Below are 16,155 nucleotides of genomic sequence, written 5' to 3'. Positions count from 1 at the left end.
CCGAGGGAGGAGTTCCGAGATGCGACGGTGGACCGCGATCGTCCTGGGCGCCATGACGATCGTCACAGGCCTGGCGATGGTGGCGCCCGCCCACGCGGAGGAGGTCACGCTCACCCCGAGCTGGGGCGTCGCCGGCACCAAAGTGACCGCCGAACTGGCCGGGGTATGCCCCGGCGAATACGCGATACAAGGCCAGACCGAGGTGAAGACGGAGGAGTCGGCCGAGTCCTCCGCGCGTTTCGAGATACCCGCTGACTGGACGCTGGGACCTCATCCGGTGAAGATCAGCTGCCCGGCGGGAAAGGTCGGCGGCCAGAGTTACTTCACCCTCGTCACCGCCGGGGCCGACGTCGCCATGGCGGCCCCCGGATCGTCGATCACCGTCAGCGGGGCGGGCTTCGTCTGCGCGGACCGCCTGGCTCCGCAGCCGGAGGTGACGCTGGTGTGGGGCGGCCGGAGTTTCCCCGCGAAGGTGGACTCCGACGGCCGTCTCACCCGCGTGCTCGAGGTGCCGGAGATCCCGGCCGGTCAGTACCTGATCGACGTCCTCGCGGGGTGCCGCGAACCCGTGTCGCCGGCCGCGCGGATTCCCCTGGGAGTCGCGGCCGTCGACCTGCCGTCGACGGCGCTCGCCGGGTCGAAGATCGAGGTCTCGGGAAAGGGCTTCTCCTGCGGCCCGCGACCCGGTGAGCACGCCGGGCCCCTGCGGGTCACTCTCGACGGGACCCCGGTGCCCGCCGAGTCGGCGGACGCGGACGGCAGGTTCTCCTCCGGGGTCGCCGTGCCTGCCGACTCCGTTTTCGGCCGGCACGACATCGTCGTGGCCTGCGGCGACAGCTCGTTGCCAGCGGCCTTCGAGGTCGTTCCCCGCGAACCCCGGCTGGTCGTGCGGCCGGAGCGGGCCCGTCCGGGTGGTGAGGTGGTCGTCCGAGGAAGCCGGTTCGACTGCGGTGATCAGGCCGGAGCCGGTGGAGACGTGCTGCTCACCTGGGAGTCCGAGACGCGGGTCCGGCAGACGGCCGGTGACGGGAGCTTCGAGGAGCGACTCGGGGTGCCGCCCGACTCGGCACCCCGCCCCTGGACCTTCCGCGCCCGGTGTGTCGATGACCAGCGGCTCAGCGGCCAGGCGACTCTCACCATCGACCCTGCCACCTCCGAATCGCCCGAACCCACGCGCGACCCCACACCCACACCCACGCCAAGTGACCGCGTCATCATGCCCACGCTCAGGCTCCACATCGGGCACGGTGAACACGGCCAGCGGGTGCGCGTCCAGGGGCGGGGCTTCGCCTGCGACCGTGTGGAGTTCGGCTGGGCCGGCCGCCCCGGAAAGAAGACGGACCCGGTCGACGGGGTGTTCCGCGGCGATCTGAAGGTTCCCGCCGACCTCTCCGCCGGACGGCACGACGTGGCCGCCCGATGTCTCGACAACGCCGATCTGGCGAGCGACGAGCAGTTCGACGTCCTGCCGAAGACCGACGCGAAGCTGCGGCTCTACCGGTCCAAGGGCCCGCCGGGCACCCTCGTGACGGCGGTCGGCCGGGACTTCCCGCCGGGCTGCGCCACCGCGCGGCTGCACTTCGACAAGGAGAACCGCCCGCTGACGGCTGTGCCGGCCGTCGCCACCGGGGGCGAGTTCACCGTGCCGGACCGCGAGCCCGGCGCCTACACGGCCCAGCTCGTCTGCGCGGGCCGCGCCACGGCCACCGCCACGTTCACCATCCCCGAGGGGTGGTTCAGGACGACGTTCGCCGAAGCGGTCCGGGCCCCGGACGAGGTCTCGTGGCGGCTCGACCACCTGGTCGGCTCCGTGATCCTCGGCGTGATCATCATCCTGATGCTCGGATTCCCCGCGGAGATGTTCAACAAGGCCTACGAGAACAGTCAGGGACCCGGCGCCCGATCCCGGACGCTTCGCGGCATCAGGACCGCGCTCGGCCGGGTGCCGGTCGGCTTCCAGTTCGCCGTCGCCGTCGCGGCGGGGGCCGCGCTGCTGACCTTCGCCTCGCCGCCGGACGACCGGGAGGTCCGGACCGCCGTCGCGTTCGCCGTCGCGCTCATCCTGACGACCCTCACGTTCACAGTCGTGAACGAGGTGTTCACGCGGTGGGCGACCGAGGAGAAGGGCTCGTTCCGGGTGCTCCCGGGAGGTCTGGCCGTCGCCGCCGTCTGCGCGGTCGGCTCACGCTGGCTGGACCTCAATCCGGGTTACGTGTACGGCATCATCACCGTCTTCGTCTATCTTCCCGAAGGCGCGTCGGCGGTCGTCGAAAGGGGCGACGACGAAGACCGGGCGCGGGCCGTCCTGGTGGCGGCGATCGCCACGTTGACGCTGAGCCTGGTGGCCTGGCTGGCCTGGATCCCCTCGAACGACGAGGCGCTGCGCGCGAGCACCGACCCCCTGACGCTCCAGTTCGACGCGGCGCTCGCCGCCGTCTTCGTGATGGGGGTGCAGAGTGTGCTGTTCGGCCTGATCCCGATGCCGTTCCTCGACGGCTACAAGCTCACCCGGTGGAGCTGGCCCCTGTGGGGAGTGGTCGTCGGCATCGCGCTGTTCGCCTTCGTCCACATCGTGTACGGCAAGGAGTCGGAGAAGGCCATGGAGCTCGACTGGGGGGCCGTGCGGGAGATGCTCGCCGCGTTCGCCGTCTTCGCCGTCGTGTCGCTGGCCTACTGGACGTTCGTGCGCCTCAGGAACGGGCCCGCCGCACCAGATCCCCTGCCGCCTCAGCCCAGTCGGGGTGGTCGAAGGTGAAGCCCGCGTCGAGCAGGCGGCCCGGGACGACCCGGCGGCTCTTGAGCAGGAGTTCGGTGTCGGTGCGCAACGCGAACGCGCCGATTTCAGCCATCCACTTCGTGGCGGGCAGGCCCACCCGCACACCCCAGGCCTCGCGCAGCAGGCGCATGAAGTCGCGCTGCGGCAGGGGGCCGGGGGCGGCCAGGTTGACCGGGCCGGTGAGGTCGTCGCGGCCGGCCAGGAACTCGACGGCGCGGACGAAATCCCGGTCGTGGATCCACGACACGTACTGCGCGCCGCCCGCCACCGGGCCGCCGAGGCCGAAGCGCGCCAGCCGGAGCAGGACGTCGAAGATGCCGCCGTGGTCGGGGCTCATCACCATGGCCGAACGCAGGGCGACCTTGCGCGTGTGCGGAGTCTCGGCCCGTTCCTGCGCCGCCTCCCACGCCTTGGCGATCTCGACGCTGCGGTTCCAGTAGGCCGGGACGCCGGGCTCGGTGCCGCCGAGCACGCCGGTCGTCTCGTCGTTGGGCGCGTCGAGGCGATGGGCGTAGATGGTGGCGGTGCTCATCTGTAACCAGACCCGGGGAGGTCGATCGGCGGTGGCGATGGCATGGCCGACGACTTCGGTGGACTGTCTGCGCGACTCCATCATGGCCCGGAGGTTGGCCGGGGTGTAGCGGCAGTTGACGCTGCGCCCGGCCAGGTTGACGACGAGGTCGCTGCCGTCGATCTCCTTCGCCCACGGTCCCAGGGTCCGGCCGTCCCAGGCGACCTCGCGCTCGTGGACCGGTCGCCTGGTCAGGACCACGACGTCGTGGCCGGCGGAGGTGAGGGCGCGATTCAGGATCGCGCCCACCTGGCCGGTTCCTCCGGGGATCACGATTCTCATCACGGTACGAGCCTACTGAACGTGTTCAAATTCAGACGAAGCGGGCCAGGACCACCAGCAGGATCAGCAGAGCGGCCACGGCGACCAGGATCGGGGTGCGGGAGCGGCCGCCGTACACGATCGCGGTGGCCGCGACGGCTCCGGCGACCAGCCCGCCAGCGTGGGCGGCGACGGACATGCCCGGCAGGGCGAAGGTGGTCACGACGCCGAAGGCCAGCAGGACCAGGGGCAGCCACAACGGCAGCTTGCGCCGGACGCTGACCACCAGCAGGGCCGAGAACAGGCCGAAGACCGCGCCGGACGCGCCGGCGGTCAGCACGTCGTGGGCGGTGTAGTAGACCGCCACGCTGGCGGCCAGGCCCGACAGGGCGTAGACGATCAGGAAGTCGGTGGTCCCCACAGCGGGTTCCAGGACGCGGGCGGCCACCCACAGCATGATCATGTTGGCCAGCAGGTGGAGCAGGCCGTAGTGCAGGAACAGGGTGGTGACGAGCCGCCAGTACTCGCCGCCGTCGACGGCCTCGCCGCTCATCTCGCCCCATTCGTGTAGGGGGCTGACGCCGTCGAGGAAGATCAGGCCGGGGTCGAAGCCGTCGGCGACGGTGATCATGACGCTGGCCACGAGCGCGACCAGGACGTTGACGGCGACCAGGGCCGTCGTGGCGGGGTGGCGGACGCGCGTGGCCAGTTGCGTGTTGGTCATGGCTTCTCCTGAGTCACATGGGGAGGCGGAGGCCGGCGTCGTTGCGCAGGGCGACGTCCTCGACGGCCCGGCCCAGGGCGATGTCCAGGACGGACATGCCGAACGGATTGCTGAGGACGACGTCGTCGGGGTGGGCGCGGCCGGGGTGGGCGCCGGTGAGCAGCGCGCCGAGGGTGGTGTCGACCGGGCGCGCGCCCTCGCGGGCGGTGACGCCTGGCCGGGGTGATCGGTCGGGGGCGAGCAGGTCGCCCGAGCGGTACATGCGGCCGAGCAGGCGGCGGGGGTCCTGGCTGACCAGGTCCCAGTCGTCCACGACGACCAGGTCGGCGCCGGTGACGACGTCGGGAAGCACGTCGTCGAGTGACACGTGGGCGACCAGCGTGCCCGGGGCCAGCCAGGACATCGGCAGCCAGCCCTCGGTGACCGTGGTCACGGTGATCACCAGGTCGCGGTCGCGGACGCACGACTCGGCGTCGCCGGCCACGCTCACGTCCAGGTCGTCGGCCACGGTGTCGGCGAGCGCGCGGGCGCGGGCGGGGTCCAGGTCGTACAGGACGACGTTCTCGACCGGGAGCAGGGCCAGATGGGCCTTCGCCAGCGTGCCGCAGCCGATGACGGCGGCGCGGGAGGGGCCTGGGCGGCCGAGCAGGCGGGCGCTGACGGCGGTGACGGCGGCGGTGCGCATCGCGCTGAGGTAGGCCGACTCCATGATCGTCCGGGGCCAGGCGATGTCGGGGTCGAACATCATCAGCAGGCCCTGCGACCGGGCCAGGCCGAGGGCGGGGTTGCCCAGGCTGGCGTTGATCGTCTTCAGGCCGAGGGTCAGGGTGTCGCCGTCGCGCAGGGCGCCGGGCATGGCGAGCGCTCGGGCCGCGGCGCCCGAACTCGTCCGCCAGCCCAGGTAGGCCTCCTCCGGCAGGATCGTCTGACCGGAGCCGTGCCGGACCAGCGCGTCCTCGACGACGGCGGGCAGGTCGATCTCGGCGCAGCACTCGATGACGGCGGCGCGCGGCAGGTAGCGCAGTTCGGTATCGGGATACTCGGTGAACAGCGTCATGCGTAGGCGCCTTCCAGGTGGAAGCGGATGCCGTCGGCGCGCAGCCGGGCCTCGGCGGCGGTGGTGGGGCCGATGAGTCCGTGCGCGGTGAGCCAGCGGTCGTCGTAGAGGGTGTCGGCGTAGGCGACGCCCGAGTCGGGGCACAGGCACAGCGGCCGCCGGGGCGGGTGGTGGCCGAGCAGGTCGCGCAGGCAGGCGGCCACGACGCTGCCGCTGGAGCCGCCGAGCGCCATCCCGGTGTCCGCGCGGAACAGGCGGCAGGCGGCCGTCGCCTCCGCGTCGGGCACCCGGTGGGCGCGGTCGTAGCTGTCGGGGGTCAGGAAGGCGGAGGGGCGGCTCGCGCCGATGCCGCTGATCAGGCGCGGGCCCGCCGACGCGCCGGTGGCCAGGGAGCCCACGGCGTCCACGGCCACCACGTCGATGGCGCGGCCGAGTCCGTGGATGTGGGCGGCCACGCCCGCGAGGGTGCCGCCGGTGGAGACGGCGACGTAGACGGCGTCCAGGCCGGGGTGGGCGGCGATCTCAGGGCCGGTGGTCTCCTGGTGGATCCTCGGGTTGGCGGGGTTGTGGTACTGGTCGGTCCAGCGGTGGCCGGGGTTGGCGTCCAGGATCCGGCGGACTTCCCGCAGGCGGGTCAGCAGGTAGCCGCCCCGGCCGTCGGGCTCGGTGACCTCGTGGAGCTCTCCCCCGGCGGCGGCGATGGTGCGGCGGGTGGCGCGCGGCGTGTTGGGGTCGACGACGGCGATGAAGCGGCAGTCGAGGCGGGCCAGCAGGCGGGCCAGCGCGAGGCCCAGGTTGCCCGAGGTCGACTCGACCACGACCATGCCGGGCCGCAGCGGGCTCTCGGCGTCGAGGGCCATCAGCAGGCCGGCCGCCGTCCGGTCCTTGATGGAGCCGGTCGGGTTGCCGCTCTCCAGCTTCAGCAGCAGCTCGTGCGTACGCCCGCGGACCGAGACCTCCGCGACGACGACGGGGGTGCCGGGGATCGCCGAGCGGAGCACCTCCTGCGCGGTCGTCGTCATGGCGCGTCCCTCCACCGGCAGGATCGGGGCAGGGGCGGAGATCGGGAAGAGCGGTGGCGAGTTGTCGCCAGCGCTGACCTGTGCGCTTGACGTTGATTGACGTTCGAAGTCACTTTGTCGCGAACTCTTCCCTTTTCGGTCGCGATTCGTCAGTAATTGATCACGTGAGCCGCATAGTGTTCGGTGCGCTCGGGCCGCTGGAGGTCGTCGTCGACGGGCGTGCCCGCTCCCCAGGAGGGGGTACGCAGCGTGCGCTCCTCGCCGTCCTGCTGTTGAACGTGGGGCGGGTCGTCCCCGTACGGGAACTGATCGACGCACTGTGGGAGGAGCCGCCGGACACCGCACTCGGCCAGGTCCAGACGCGGGTGTGGCGACTGCGGACCCTGCTCAACAGCGGCGGCGCGGAGCCCCGCGCGGACACCGAGCTGGTCACCCGCCCCGGCGGCTACGTGCTGCGGGCCGAAAGGACCGCGCTCGACTTCGCCCGCTTCGAAGACGGCGTGGGCCGGGCCAGGGCGCTCCTGACCGGTGCGTCAACCGAGGCCGGCACCGCCGAGGCGGCCGATCTGCTGGCCGAGTCGCTGGCGCTCTGGCGCGGGCCCGCCTTCAGCGACGTCGAGGTTCCCGCGGTACGGTCGGCCGCCGCCGGGCTGGAGGAACTCCGGCTGCTGGCCGTCGAGGAGCGCATGGAGGCCGCCCTCACCCTGGGCCGCCACCGCGACGTGGTCCCCGAACTCCAGGACTGGGTGGCCAGGTACGCCTTCAACGAGCGGCTGCGCGGTCAGCTCATGCTCGCCCTCTACCGGTCGGAGCGGCAGGCCGAGGCGCTGGAGACCTACCGCGAGGGCCACCGCCTGATCGTCGCCGAACTCGGCGTCGAGCCGCAGCGCCCGCTGCGCGACCTGCACCGCGACATCCTGACGTCGGCCCCCCGCCTGGACCGGGCCGCCCCCGCGCCGCCGCCGCGCCCGGAGCGGTCCACCCGTCCGCAGCGGCCCCGGGAGCTGCCGCCTGACATCGCCGGGTTCACCGGCCGCGCCGCCGTCGTGGCCGAGATGGCCGCGCTGGTCTCCGACCCGGGTCCGGTGCCCGCCGTCGCGGTGGTGTCCGGCCGGGCCGGGGCGGGCAAGACGGCGCTGGCCGTGCACGTCGCCCACCGGGTCCAGGAGCGCTTCCCCGACGGGCAGTTCTTCGTCGACCTGCGCGGGCTCGACCAGCGCCCGGCCAACACCTCCGTGGTGCTGGCCCGGCTGCTGCACCGGCTCGGCGTCGAAGACGACGACGGCCTTCCTGACGGGAGCGACGCCGCCGACGTGTCCGAGCGCAGCGCCCTCTACCGGGCGCACATGGCCGACCGGCGGGTGCTGCTCGTGCTCGACAACGCCGGGAGCGAGGCGCAGATCCGGCCGCTGCTGCCGGGCGGCCTCGGCAGCGCGGTGATCGTCACCGGGCGTCGGCGGTTCGGCGGGCTGGAGAACGCCCGTTCCTTCGATCTGGACGTCCTGACCGAGGACGAGGCCGTCGACCTGCTGGTCCACACGGTCGGCCCCGACCGGGCAGCGCCCGGTGAGACGGCCCGGCGCATCGTGCGCCTGTGCGGGCGGCTGCCGCTGGCGATCCGGGTGGCCGGAGCGCGGATGCGCGGCCGTCCGCACTGGCGGCTGTGGCGGCTGCTCGACCTGCTCGCCGACGAGCGCAGCCGTCTCGACACGCTGCACTCCGGGGACATCGGCGTGCGCGCCAGCGTCGCGCTCAGCTACGAGGGCATCGACGAGCCGGCCGCCCGGCTGTTCCGGCTGCTCGGCGTGCTCAACGCGCCGACCTTCGCCGGGTGGGTGGCCGGGCCGCTGCTCGGGCTGCCCGACGACAAGGCGGAAGAGTTGATGGAGACCCTGGTGGAGGCCCGCCTGGTCGACGTCGCCCACGTCGACGAGGACACCGGCGCGGTCCGCTACCGCATGCACGACCTGCTCTGCCTGTACGCCCACGACCGCGCCCTGGCCGAAGAGTCCCGCGAGTCCCTCGACGCCGCGCTGCGCCGGGCCTTCGGCCGCTTCCTGTTCATGGCCGAACACGCCCAGGCCCGCCTCCCGCGCGGGGTCGCGCCGCTCGGCCGGGGCACCACGCCGCGCGTGCCGCTGCCGGACGCCGACCTGGCCCGCCTGACCGCCGACCCGATGGCCTGGTTCGAGGCCGAACGCCAGACGCTGGTGGCGATCTGCGTCCAGGTCTGCACGCGGGGCCTGGACGAACTGGCCTGGGAGCTGTGCTGCTGCGTCAGCCGCTTCCTGGAGGTCCGCTGGTACGTCGACGTCTGGCTGAGCGTCAACAAGTGCGCCCTGGAGACCGTCCGCCGGGCGGGCAACCGGCAGGGCGAGGCCCATCTGCTGCGGTCCCTGGGCGAGCACTACCTCGACCTGGACCGTTACCCGGAGGCCATGGAGTGCGCCGAGGGCTCGGCGGCCATCTTCACCGAGCTCGGCCTGCCCGGTTTCGCCGCGCACGCGGGGGTCGCGGGGGCGCTCGCGCACGCCCGTACCGGCCGGCTCGGCACCGCGCTCCGCACCCTGCGCCGCTCACTGTCGGTCTTCACCGATCTGGACGACCGGTCCGGCACCGCCCGCGCCCTGCGCGCCCTGGGCGTCGTCCACCGCGATCTCGGCCGCTACGACGACGCTCTCGACTGCCACCGGCGCAGCCGGGATCTCTACGCCGAGATAGGCGACCGGGTCGGCGAGGCGCTGGCCGACCGGTGCCTGGGCGCGCTGCACCTGGTGACCGGGAACCTGGAGGCGGCCGCGCCGCTGCTGCACCGGAGCCTGGAGGTGTTCCGCTCGTGCGAGCACGACGTCGCCGAGGGCTTCACCCTGATCGAACTCGGCGCGCTGCACGGCGCGCGCGGCGACAAGGACGCCGCCCGGCGGGCGCTCGCCCGCGCCCTGGAGATCTTCGTCGCGACCGGCGACCGCTACGGCCGCGCCCACACCCTGCACCATCTCGGCGTCAGATACGCCGAGGAGGGCGAGACCATGCGGGCCCGCGACTGCCTGAACCAGGCGGCCCGGCTGTGGGCCGACATCGGCGTCGCGCTGTGGGAGGCCCGCACCAAACAGGTCCGCGACGAGCTCTGACGTCTACCAGTCAAGTTCCCCGGATTCATCTTGGAAGGTTCCGGTCGGACCGCTTGCGCCGAGGGTCGCCAGCCGCACGACGGTCCTGGCGCTCTCCTCCGGTGACCTTCCGCCGCCGAGTGCCGCGGTCATGTCGGTGGCGGTGAAGCCGGGCTCGAGCGCGTTGAACCTGATGTCCGGCTGGGACTTGGCGTACTGGAGCGTGAGCATGGTCGCCGCCGCCTTGGACGAGGAGTAGAGCGCGGCCCTCAGGTGGAACTCCGGCCGGTCGGGGTTGGTCACCGCCCAGAACGACCCGGCGCTGCTGGAGACGGTGACCACGGTGGGGTTCGACCCTTTGCGCAGCAGGGGGAGCGCCGCCTCCGTGACGCGCACGATCCCCACCGCGTTGGTGTCGAAGACGCGGAGAGCGGTGGGGCCGTCGGTGACCTCGTACTCCAGGATGCCCGCGTTGTTCACCAGGACGTCGAGCCGGCCCTCGGCCGCGTCGACGGCCGCCAGCGCGCCGTTCACCGACGCGTCGTCGGTCACGTCGAGCTGGACGAATCGGGCGCCGAGCTCGGCGGCGGCCTTCTCACCCCGCTCGACGTCGCGCGCGCCGATGTAGACGACGTGGCCCAGTTCCAGGAGCTGTCTGGCCGTCTCGAAGCCGATGCCCTTGTTGGCCCCGGTGATCAGTGTGATGGGCATGGGATCCCCCTTTATGTATCGATCACTACAGAATTCGACTGTAGCACTTCTGCAGCGATCGATGCGAAAGAGGTAGGCTGCGGGCGTGAAGACGAGACAGAGCGGCCGGCCACGGGGGTTCGACGCCGACCAGGCCCTTGAGCGCGCGATGCTGGTCTTCTGGCGGCACGGCTACGAGGGGGCCAGCCTGGCCACCCTGACCGAGGCGATGGGCATCTCCACCACCAGCATGTACGCCGCCTTCGGCAACAAGGAGGAGCTGTTCCGCAAGGCCCTGGAGCGCTACACCGAAGTCCCGAGCGCCTACCTGGCCGAGGCCCTGGAGGAGCCGACCGCCCTCGGCGTCGCCACCGCGATCCTGGCCGGCACCGTCCGGACCACCACCCTCCCGGACAACCCCAGCGGATGCATGGGGGTGCAGGGCGCCCTGGCCGCCAGCGACTCGGGGCGCGGCGTCCGCGACCTTCTCGTCGCCTGGCGTCAGAACGGCTACGCCCAGGTCGGGGAGCGGTTCCAGCGAGCCGTCGACGAGGGCGAACTGCCTCCGGAGACCGATCCGGGGCTGCTCGCCCGCTACGTCACCACCCTGGCGTTCGGCATCGCCGTGCAGGCCGCGAGCGGTGTCGGCCGCGCCGAACTCCAGGAGATCGCCGACACCGCCCTGCGCAACTGGCCGCCCGCCTGAGAGTGAGTCGCCCGTCACTCCGGCGTCAGCGCAGAACGGAACCGGGCAGTGTGTCGAGCAGACCGAGTTCCGGCCGGGCGGGCAGCCCCTCCCAGTCGCCGGGGGAGGCCACCGCGAACGCGCCCACGGTGACGGCCCGGCCCAGGCGCCCGGTGAGGTCGAGGTCGTCGAGGAGCCCGGAGAGATAACCGGCGACGAACGCGTCACCGGCGCCCACCACATCGGTGACCCGCACACTCCGGGCCGGGACGTCGGCGGACTCCAGGGGCGTGTGGCCGCTCGCGCCGTCCCGGCCGCGTTTGACGATGACGTGCTCCACGCCCGCGTCGAGCAGGGCGGCCACGCGGGCGTGCTCCGTCGTCGCGGTGGCGGGGGCGATGAGTTCCAGTTCGTCGTCGGAGGCGATGACCACCGACACCGACGACGCGAGCGGGCGCAGGGTCTCGGCCGCCACGGCGCGGTCCCACAGCCGGGCCCGGTAGTTGACGTCCAGGCAGACCCGCACACCCGAGGTCGCCGCCGTGCGGACCGCCGACCGCACGGCCTCGGCCGGGCCGGGGCCGAGGGCCGGGGTGATGCCGGTGACGTGCAGCAACCTCGGCGGCGGATCGAGCGCGGGCAGGACGTCGGCAGGTGACAGGAAGGACGCGGCCGAGCCCGCCCGGTGGTAGATCACCCGGGTCAGCTCGCCGACCCGGCGCTCGAACAGGATGAGGCCGGTGGGGCCGCGCCCGTCGGATCGGGCGTGCGCCAGGTCGACGCCCTCGGCGCGCAGCGTGCGCAGCACGAGCTCTCCGGTCTCGTCGTCCCCGACCAGACCGGCCCAGCTCACCCGGTGACCCAGGCGGGCGAGACCGATCGCGACGTTGGACTCCGCGCCCGCGATCGACAGCCGCATCGTGCCGCCGAGCCGGATCGGGTCGGCCGCCCGCAGGGCCGCCATCGTCTCCCCGAAGGTCACGACGCTCACAGCGCCTCCCGCAGCCGCCGGACCCGGGCGCGCAGTTCGGCGAGGTCGCCACCGGCGGCGGCGTCACCCACGAGAGGTGAGCCCACGCCGACCGCGACCGCGCCCGCCGCCAGGTAGTCGGCGGCCTCGGCCACGCCGACCCCGCCGACCGGGACGAAGGGCACGTCGGGGAAGGGGTCCCGCAGCGCCCGCAGGTGGCGCACACCGCCGAGCGAGGCGGGGAACAGCTTGATCGCCGAGGCCCCGGCGGCCCTGGCGGCCACGACCTCGGTGGGGGTGAGCGCCCCGGCCAGCACGGGCAGGCCCAGCGCGCGCCCGGCCGCGACGGCCTCGCTCACCGCCGGGGTGACCAGGAAGGACGCGCCCGCCTCCGCCGCGGCCCGCGCGTCGTCGCCGGTGACGACGGTGCCGGCGCCCAGGTCGGCGTCGGGGCCCAGGGAGGCCCGCGCCTCGCGGATCACCTCCAGCGCCCCGGCGGTGACCAGGGAGACCTCGATCAGCCTGACGCCCTCCTCCGCCAGGGTGACGACCGTGCGCAGCGCCGCGCCGGCGTCCGGGCCCCGCACGATGGCCAGCAACCGGTGCCCGGCCAGCGCGCGGAGGAAAACGTCGTCGTGTTCGGTCATCAGCTCATCCGTTCCGCGGCGAGCACGAGCCGCCAGGTCAGTTCTCCGGACGACGGCACCGTCGCGGCCTCGCCGGGGCCGGCTTCCGCCAGGTCGAACACCGTGCCGAGCATGGGTTCCACGCCGATGCTCCGGTATGGCGAGATGTCGGGGAACCCGCCGAGGTTGCGCCACAACGCGATCCCGGCGGGGACCTCCGGGGGCGCCTCCACCCGCAGGTCGAGGAGGTCCGCCTCGTCCTCCACCCGCACCGCGGCGCACCGCAGCACCGCGCCCACGGCGGTGCCGTCGTCGGGCCCGAACCGGTCGAGTTCCAGCCCGGACGGCGCGGGCCAGCAGCCCTCCAGATAAGGCGAACCCGGCGGCCAGGCGACGTCCAGCTGCGGCGCGGCCTCGGGGAAGATCCGGGTCGGGGTCCCGTACGGGGCCAGGAGCCGCGCCTTCTCGCTGAGGTCGAGCAGGGCGTGGGCGGCCCAGAGGAACCGGAACCCGGGGTCGGCCGACAGCCGGTAGGTCGCCACCACCGCCCCCGCCTCATCGTCGACCGCACGGGTCAGCTCGAACCGGTCGCAGCTCACCGTGCTGAGGGCGGGCGAACCCGTCCAGGGGCGGGTCCAGGCGTCGCCGTGGTCGGGCAGCCCGCGCACCGTCGGGACGCACTCTTCGAGGCCGCCGACGTCGACGAACTCCGACCCGGGCACGGCCGCCGCCCTGGCGGGGTCGGGCCGGGACCACAGCCATTCCCGGCCGCCTCCCGACAGGGAGGTCCATCGGCCTCCCCCGGCGAGGTCGAAGCGGGCCGTCAGCGGGATCACCACTCGGCCACTCCGCCGTCGTCGTGCCGCCAGATCGGGTTGCGCCAGGCGTGCCCGGCCTGGTCGGCGCGTCTGACCACGGCCTCGTCGATCTCGACCCCGAGTCCGGGCGCCGTCGGGCGGGAGACGTATCCGTCGGTGAACGTGAACACGGAGGGGTCGACCACGTAGTCGAGCAGGTCGGCGCCCTCGTTGTAGTGCATGCCGATGGACTGCTCCTGGATCAGGAAGTTGGGCGTCGCGAACGCGACCTGAAGGCTTGCGGCCAGCGCGAGCGGTCCGAGCGGGCAGTGGGGGGCGAGTTTCGCATCCCACACCTCGGCGAACGAGGCGATGCGCCGGGTCTCGGAGATGCCGCCCGCGTGGGACAGGTCGGGCTGCACCACGGCCACCCCGGCCTCCAGCGCGGCCCGGAAGTCCCACCGCGAGTACAGCCTCTCACCGGTCGCGATCGGCACGCCGCTGGCGGCCACCACGCCCGGCAGCAGGTGCGGACGGTCCGGCAGCACCGGCTCCTCGGCGAACAGCGGATGGAACTCCGCGATCAGCGGCAGGATGCGCCGGGCGTCGGCCGCGCTGATCCGGCCGTGGAAGTCCACCGCCAGGTCGCGGTCGGGGCCGAGGACCTCCCTGGCCAGCGCGATGCGGTCGATCACGCTCCGGACGGCGGCGACCCCGGCGAGTGCGGGCATGCGGCCGGTGGCGTTGATCTTGACGGCGGTGAACCCGGCCTCCATCCGGGCGCCGATGCCGTCGGTCAGGTCGGACAGCTCGTCGCCGCCGGCCCAGGCGTAGACGCGGACCCGGTCGCGGACCGGCCCGCCGAGCAGCGCGTGCACGGGGACGCCGTAGGTCTTGCCGGCGATGTCCCACAACGCCTGGTCGAGGCCGGCCAGCGCGCTGGAGAGCACCGGGCCGCCCCGGTAGAACCCGCCGGTGGCCATGACCTGCCAGTGGTCCTCGATGCGCAGGGGATCTCGCCCGATCAGATATTCGGCCAGCACGTGGACGGCGGCGCGCACCGGCTCGGCGCGCCCCTCCACGATGGGCTCGCCCCAGCCGACCACGCCGTCGTCGGTCTCCACCCGGCAGAACAGCCAGCGCGGGGGGACGAGGAACGTCTCGATCCTGGTGATGGTGGTCATGCCGAGTCCTTCACCGCGGTCCAGCCGCCGTCGACCACCAGGGTGGTGCCGGTGATGTACGAGCTCTCGTCGCAGGCCAGGAAGACCACGGCGGCGGCCACCTCGTCGGGGCGGCCGAACCGGGCGGCGGCGGTGGCCGCCGCGCTGCGCCTGCGGTCCTCCTCGCCGATGCCCTCCCAGGCGGGGGTGAGGATCGGGCCGGGCAGCACGGTGTTGACCCGCACGTCGGGGCCGTATTCGACGGCGAGCTGACGGCCGAGCGACACGAGCCCGCCCTTGGCCGCGGCGTAGGCGGGGTGCCGGGGAACACCCACCAGGGCGTGCACGGAGGAGGTCAGCACGACGGTGCCCCCGCTCTCCCGCAGCAGGTCGGCGCACACGTTGACGGCAAGGTAGGTCGCCTTCAGATTGACCGCGAGCTGCCGGTCCCAGTCGTCTTCCGCCAGTTCGTGCGCGGGCGCCCGCACCACCGTGCTGGCGTTGCTGAACAGCACGTCCAAGCGGCCGAACTCGGCGCGGGCCAGGTCGGCGATCCGCCGCCAGGTCGCGGCGTCGGAGACGTCACCGGTGACCGTCAGCACGCCCGACCGGCCGGGGCCCTGCCCGGTCACGTCCACCGCGATCACCTGAGCGCCCTCGGACCGGAACCGCTCCACCACGGCCGCGCCGATCCCCGACGCCGCACCGGTCACCACGGCGACCTTCCCCGACAACAGTCCTCGTCCCATGGCTTCAGTCAACAGGTGCTCCTCGGTGGTGCGGAATGTTCGAAGTGTGTGATGGCCTGGACGATCCGACGTACCTGGCATACTGGCCCGATGCCGATTCAGGAGGGGTTCCGCAATCAGCGGCTGACCGTCGTGCCGCGCCGGGTGGTGGCCGAGGCCAGTTCCCGGCCGGTGACCCGGCGCCTCATGGTCACCGACGCCGGTTACTACCCGTCGGCCGCGGATCACCTGATGAAACGGCCTCGCGGCATCGAGGAGGCCGTGTTCATCCTCTGCACGGCGGGGCTGGGATGGGCGACCATCGGCGGCACCCCCTACCGGATCGGATCGAACGCGGCTCTGGTCATCCCGCGCGGCGTCCCGCACGCCTACGGCGCGTCGGAAGAGGCTCCCTGGACGATCTGGTGGTGTCACCTGCGTGGCACCGATCTGCCGGAGCTGCTGGAGGAGATCGGCGCCGGCCCGTCGAGGCCGGTGGTCTCGATCCGGCGGCTCGACCGGGCGGTCGCTCTGCTCGACGAGATCGTCACCGTGCTGGGGCGCGACCATTCGCCGGCCAGCCTGATGGGCGCCGCGGGCGGCGCGTGGAAGCTGATCACCCAGATCGTGGTCGACCGCGCCATGCCGGAGCCGGGCGACCCGTTGCAGCGGGCGATGGCCTACCTGGCCGAACGGCTCGACACCACCGTGCGGGTCGCCGACCTGGCCTCGCTGGTCGGCGTGTCGCCGTCCCATCTGAGCGCGCTGTTCCGCCGCGCCACCGGGGGCGGGGTGCTCGCGCACCACACCGCGCTGCGGATGGCGCAGGCGCGCAGCCTCCTCGACACCACCGACGCCACCGTCGCCGACATCGCCCGTGAGGTCGGCTATCCCGATCCGTTCTACTTCTCCCGTCACTTCCGGCGCATGCACGAGGCCAGCCCGACCGACTACCGCAACCGTGCCAAGGGCTGA

At 73.1% G+C, this 16,155-nt stretch carries 14 protein-coding genes; 4 read left to right on the top strand and 10 right to left on the bottom strand.

Annotation, left to right across the window (positions count from 1 at the left end):
- The first annotated feature begins 19 nt into the window (after positions 1-19).
- On the top strand, positions 20-2,755 hold the full coding sequence (locus tag AW272_RS26710) for an FGLLP motif-containing membrane protein (protein ID WP_066370632.1): 2,736 nt from the start codon (positions 20-22) through the stop codon (positions 2,753-2,755).
- Here AW272_RS26710 and AW272_RS26705 read toward each other — a convergent pair.
- Genes AW272_RS26705 through AW272_RS26690 form a run of 4 tightly spaced genes read right to left on the bottom strand, consistent with a single transcriptional unit; the run spans position 2,691 to position 6,411 of the window.
- Positions 2,691-3,629 carry an epimerase gene (locus tag AW272_RS26705; RefSeq protein ID WP_066370630.1) on the bottom strand — a complete coding sequence of 313 codons (939 nt, stop codon included), beginning with the start codon at positions 3,627-3,629 and terminating at the stop codon, positions 2,691-2,693. The genes AW272_RS26710 and AW272_RS26705 overlap by 65 nt on opposite strands.
- Positions 3,630-3,660: 31 nt before the next feature.
- The gene (locus tag AW272_RS26700; protein ID WP_066370628.1) at positions 3,661-4,332 is read right to left on the bottom strand and encodes a rhomboid family intramembrane serine protease; all 672 of its coding nucleotides are present in this window, start codon (positions 4,330-4,332) and stop codon (positions 3,661-3,663) included.
- A gap of 13 nt (positions 4,333-4,345) precedes the next feature.
- Entirely contained in the window at positions 4,346-5,389 is a 1,044-nt protein-coding gene (locus AW272_RS26695) for an ornithine cyclodeaminase family protein (protein WP_066370626.1), read from the bottom strand.
- The gene (locus tag AW272_RS26690; RefSeq protein ID WP_066370624.1) at positions 5,386-6,411 is read right to left on the bottom strand and encodes a pyridoxal-phosphate dependent enzyme; all 1,026 of its coding nucleotides are present in this window, start codon (positions 6,409-6,411) and stop codon (positions 5,386-5,388) included. The genes AW272_RS26695 and AW272_RS26690 overlap by 4 nt, the downstream gene beginning before the upstream one ends.
- Positions 6,412-6,575: 164 nt before the next feature.
- Here AW272_RS26690 and AW272_RS26685 point away from each other — a divergent pair, with 164 nt between their 5' ends.
- Entirely contained in the window at positions 6,576-9,542 is a 2,967-nt protein-coding gene (locus AW272_RS26685) for an AfsR/SARP family transcriptional regulator (protein WP_169807636.1), read from the top strand.
- Between the two features lie 3 nt (positions 9,543-9,545).
- On the opposite strand, the gene AW272_RS26680 is transcribed toward AW272_RS26685, so the two are convergent.
- Entirely contained in the window at positions 9,546-10,232 is a 687-nt protein-coding gene (locus tag AW272_RS26680) for an SDR family NAD(P)-dependent oxidoreductase (RefSeq protein ID WP_066370618.1), read from the bottom strand.
- An 85-nt stretch (positions 10,233-10,317) separates the two neighbouring features.
- On the opposite strand from AW272_RS26680, the gene AW272_RS26675 reads away from it, so the two are divergent.
- Positions 10,318-10,917: a TetR/AcrR family transcriptional regulator gene (locus AW272_RS26675; protein ID WP_066370615.1), complete on the top strand. Its 600-nt coding sequence runs from the start codon at positions 10,318-10,320 to the stop codon at positions 10,915-10,917.
- Between the two features lie 25 nt (positions 10,918-10,942).
- On the opposite strand, the gene AW272_RS26670 is transcribed toward AW272_RS26675, so the two are convergent.
- Genes AW272_RS26670 through AW272_RS26650 form a run of 5 tightly spaced genes read right to left on the bottom strand, consistent with a single transcriptional unit; the run spans position 10,943 to position 15,201 of the window.
- On the bottom strand, positions 10,943-11,887 hold the full coding sequence (locus AW272_RS26670; RefSeq protein WP_245657740.1) for a sugar kinase: 945 nt from the start codon (positions 11,885-11,887) through the stop codon (positions 10,943-10,945).
- Positions 11,884-12,513 carry a bifunctional 4-hydroxy-2-oxoglutarate aldolase/2-dehydro-3-deoxy-phosphogluconate aldolase gene (locus AW272_RS26665; RefSeq protein WP_066370613.1) on the bottom strand — a complete coding sequence of 210 codons (630 nt, stop codon included), beginning with the start codon at positions 12,511-12,513 and terminating at the stop codon, positions 11,884-11,886. Before AW272_RS26665 ends, AW272_RS26670 begins: the two co-directional genes overlap by 4 nt.
- Positions 12,513-13,331: a hypothetical protein gene (locus tag AW272_RS26660; RefSeq protein WP_218011083.1), complete on the bottom strand. Its 819-nt coding sequence runs from the start codon at positions 13,329-13,331 to the stop codon at positions 12,513-12,515. The genes AW272_RS26665 and AW272_RS26660 overlap by 1 nt, the downstream gene beginning before the upstream one ends.
- Complete coding sequence (dgoD, locus tag AW272_RS26655; RefSeq protein ID WP_066370611.1) at positions 13,325-14,473, bottom strand: galactonate dehydratase; 1,149 nt, start codon at positions 14,471-14,473, stop codon at positions 13,325-13,327. Before dgoD ends, AW272_RS26660 begins: the two co-directional genes overlap by 7 nt.
- A complete protein-coding gene (locus AW272_RS26650) occupies positions 14,470-15,201 on the bottom strand; it encodes an SDR family NAD(P)-dependent oxidoreductase (RefSeq protein ID WP_066370609.1) in 732 nt (243 codons plus the stop codon). Before AW272_RS26650 ends, dgoD begins: the two co-directional genes overlap by 4 nt.
- Before the next feature lie 90 nt (positions 15,202-15,291).
- Here AW272_RS26650 and AW272_RS26645 point away from each other — a divergent pair, with 90 nt between their 5' ends.
- Positions 15,292-16,155: an AraC family transcriptional regulator gene (locus AW272_RS26645; protein ID WP_066370606.1), complete on the top strand. Its 864-nt coding sequence runs from the start codon at positions 15,292-15,294 to the stop codon at positions 16,153-16,155.

Origin of the sequence: Herbidospora mongoliensis, from assembly GCF_001570545.1 — a bacterium.
Classification (GTDB): Bacteria; Actinomycetota; Actinomycetes; order Streptosporangiales; family Streptosporangiaceae; genus Herbidospora; species Herbidospora mongoliensis.
The sequence above is the reverse complement of the archived record's forward strand: the minus strand, read 5'-3'. Positions and strand labels throughout refer to the sequence as shown.

Bases quoted from the DNA above. Each gene is read 5' to 3' on its own strand.
- AW272_RS26710 (WP_066370632.1), top strand. From the start codon at position 20: ATGCGACGGTGGACCGCGATCGTCCTGGGCGCCATGACGATCGTCACA.
- AW272_RS26705 (WP_066370630.1), bottom strand. From the start codon at position 3,629: ATGAGAATCGTGATCCCCGGAGGAACCGGCCAGGTGGGCGCGATCCTG.
- AW272_RS26700 (WP_066370628.1), bottom strand. From the start codon at position 4,332: ATGACCAACACGCAACTGGCCACGCGCGTCCGCCACCCCGCCACGACG.
- AW272_RS26695 (WP_066370626.1), bottom strand. From the start codon at position 5,389: ATGACGCTGTTCACCGAGTATCCCGATACCGAACTGCGCTACCTGCCG.
- AW272_RS26690 (WP_066370624.1), bottom strand. From the start codon at position 6,411: ATGACGACGACCGCGCAGGAGGTGCTCCGCTCGGCGATCCCCGGCACC.
- AW272_RS26680 (WP_066370618.1), bottom strand. From the start codon at position 10,232: ATGCCCATCACACTGATCACCGGGGCCAACAAGGGCATCGGCTTCGAG.
- AW272_RS26665 (WP_066370613.1), bottom strand. From the start codon at position 12,513: ATGACCGAACACGACGACGTTTTCCTCCGCGCGCTGGCCGGGCACCGG.
- dgoD (WP_066370611.1), bottom strand. From the start codon at position 14,473: ATGACCACCATCACCAGGATCGAGACGTTCCTCGTCCCCCCGCGCTGG.
- AW272_RS26650 (WP_066370609.1), bottom strand. From the start codon at position 15,201: ATGGGACGAGGACTGTTGTCGGGGAAGGTCGCCGTGGTGACCGGTGCG.
- AW272_RS26645 (WP_066370606.1), top strand. From the start codon at position 15,292: ATGCCGATTCAGGAGGGGTTCCGCAATCAGCGGCTGACCGTCGTGCCG.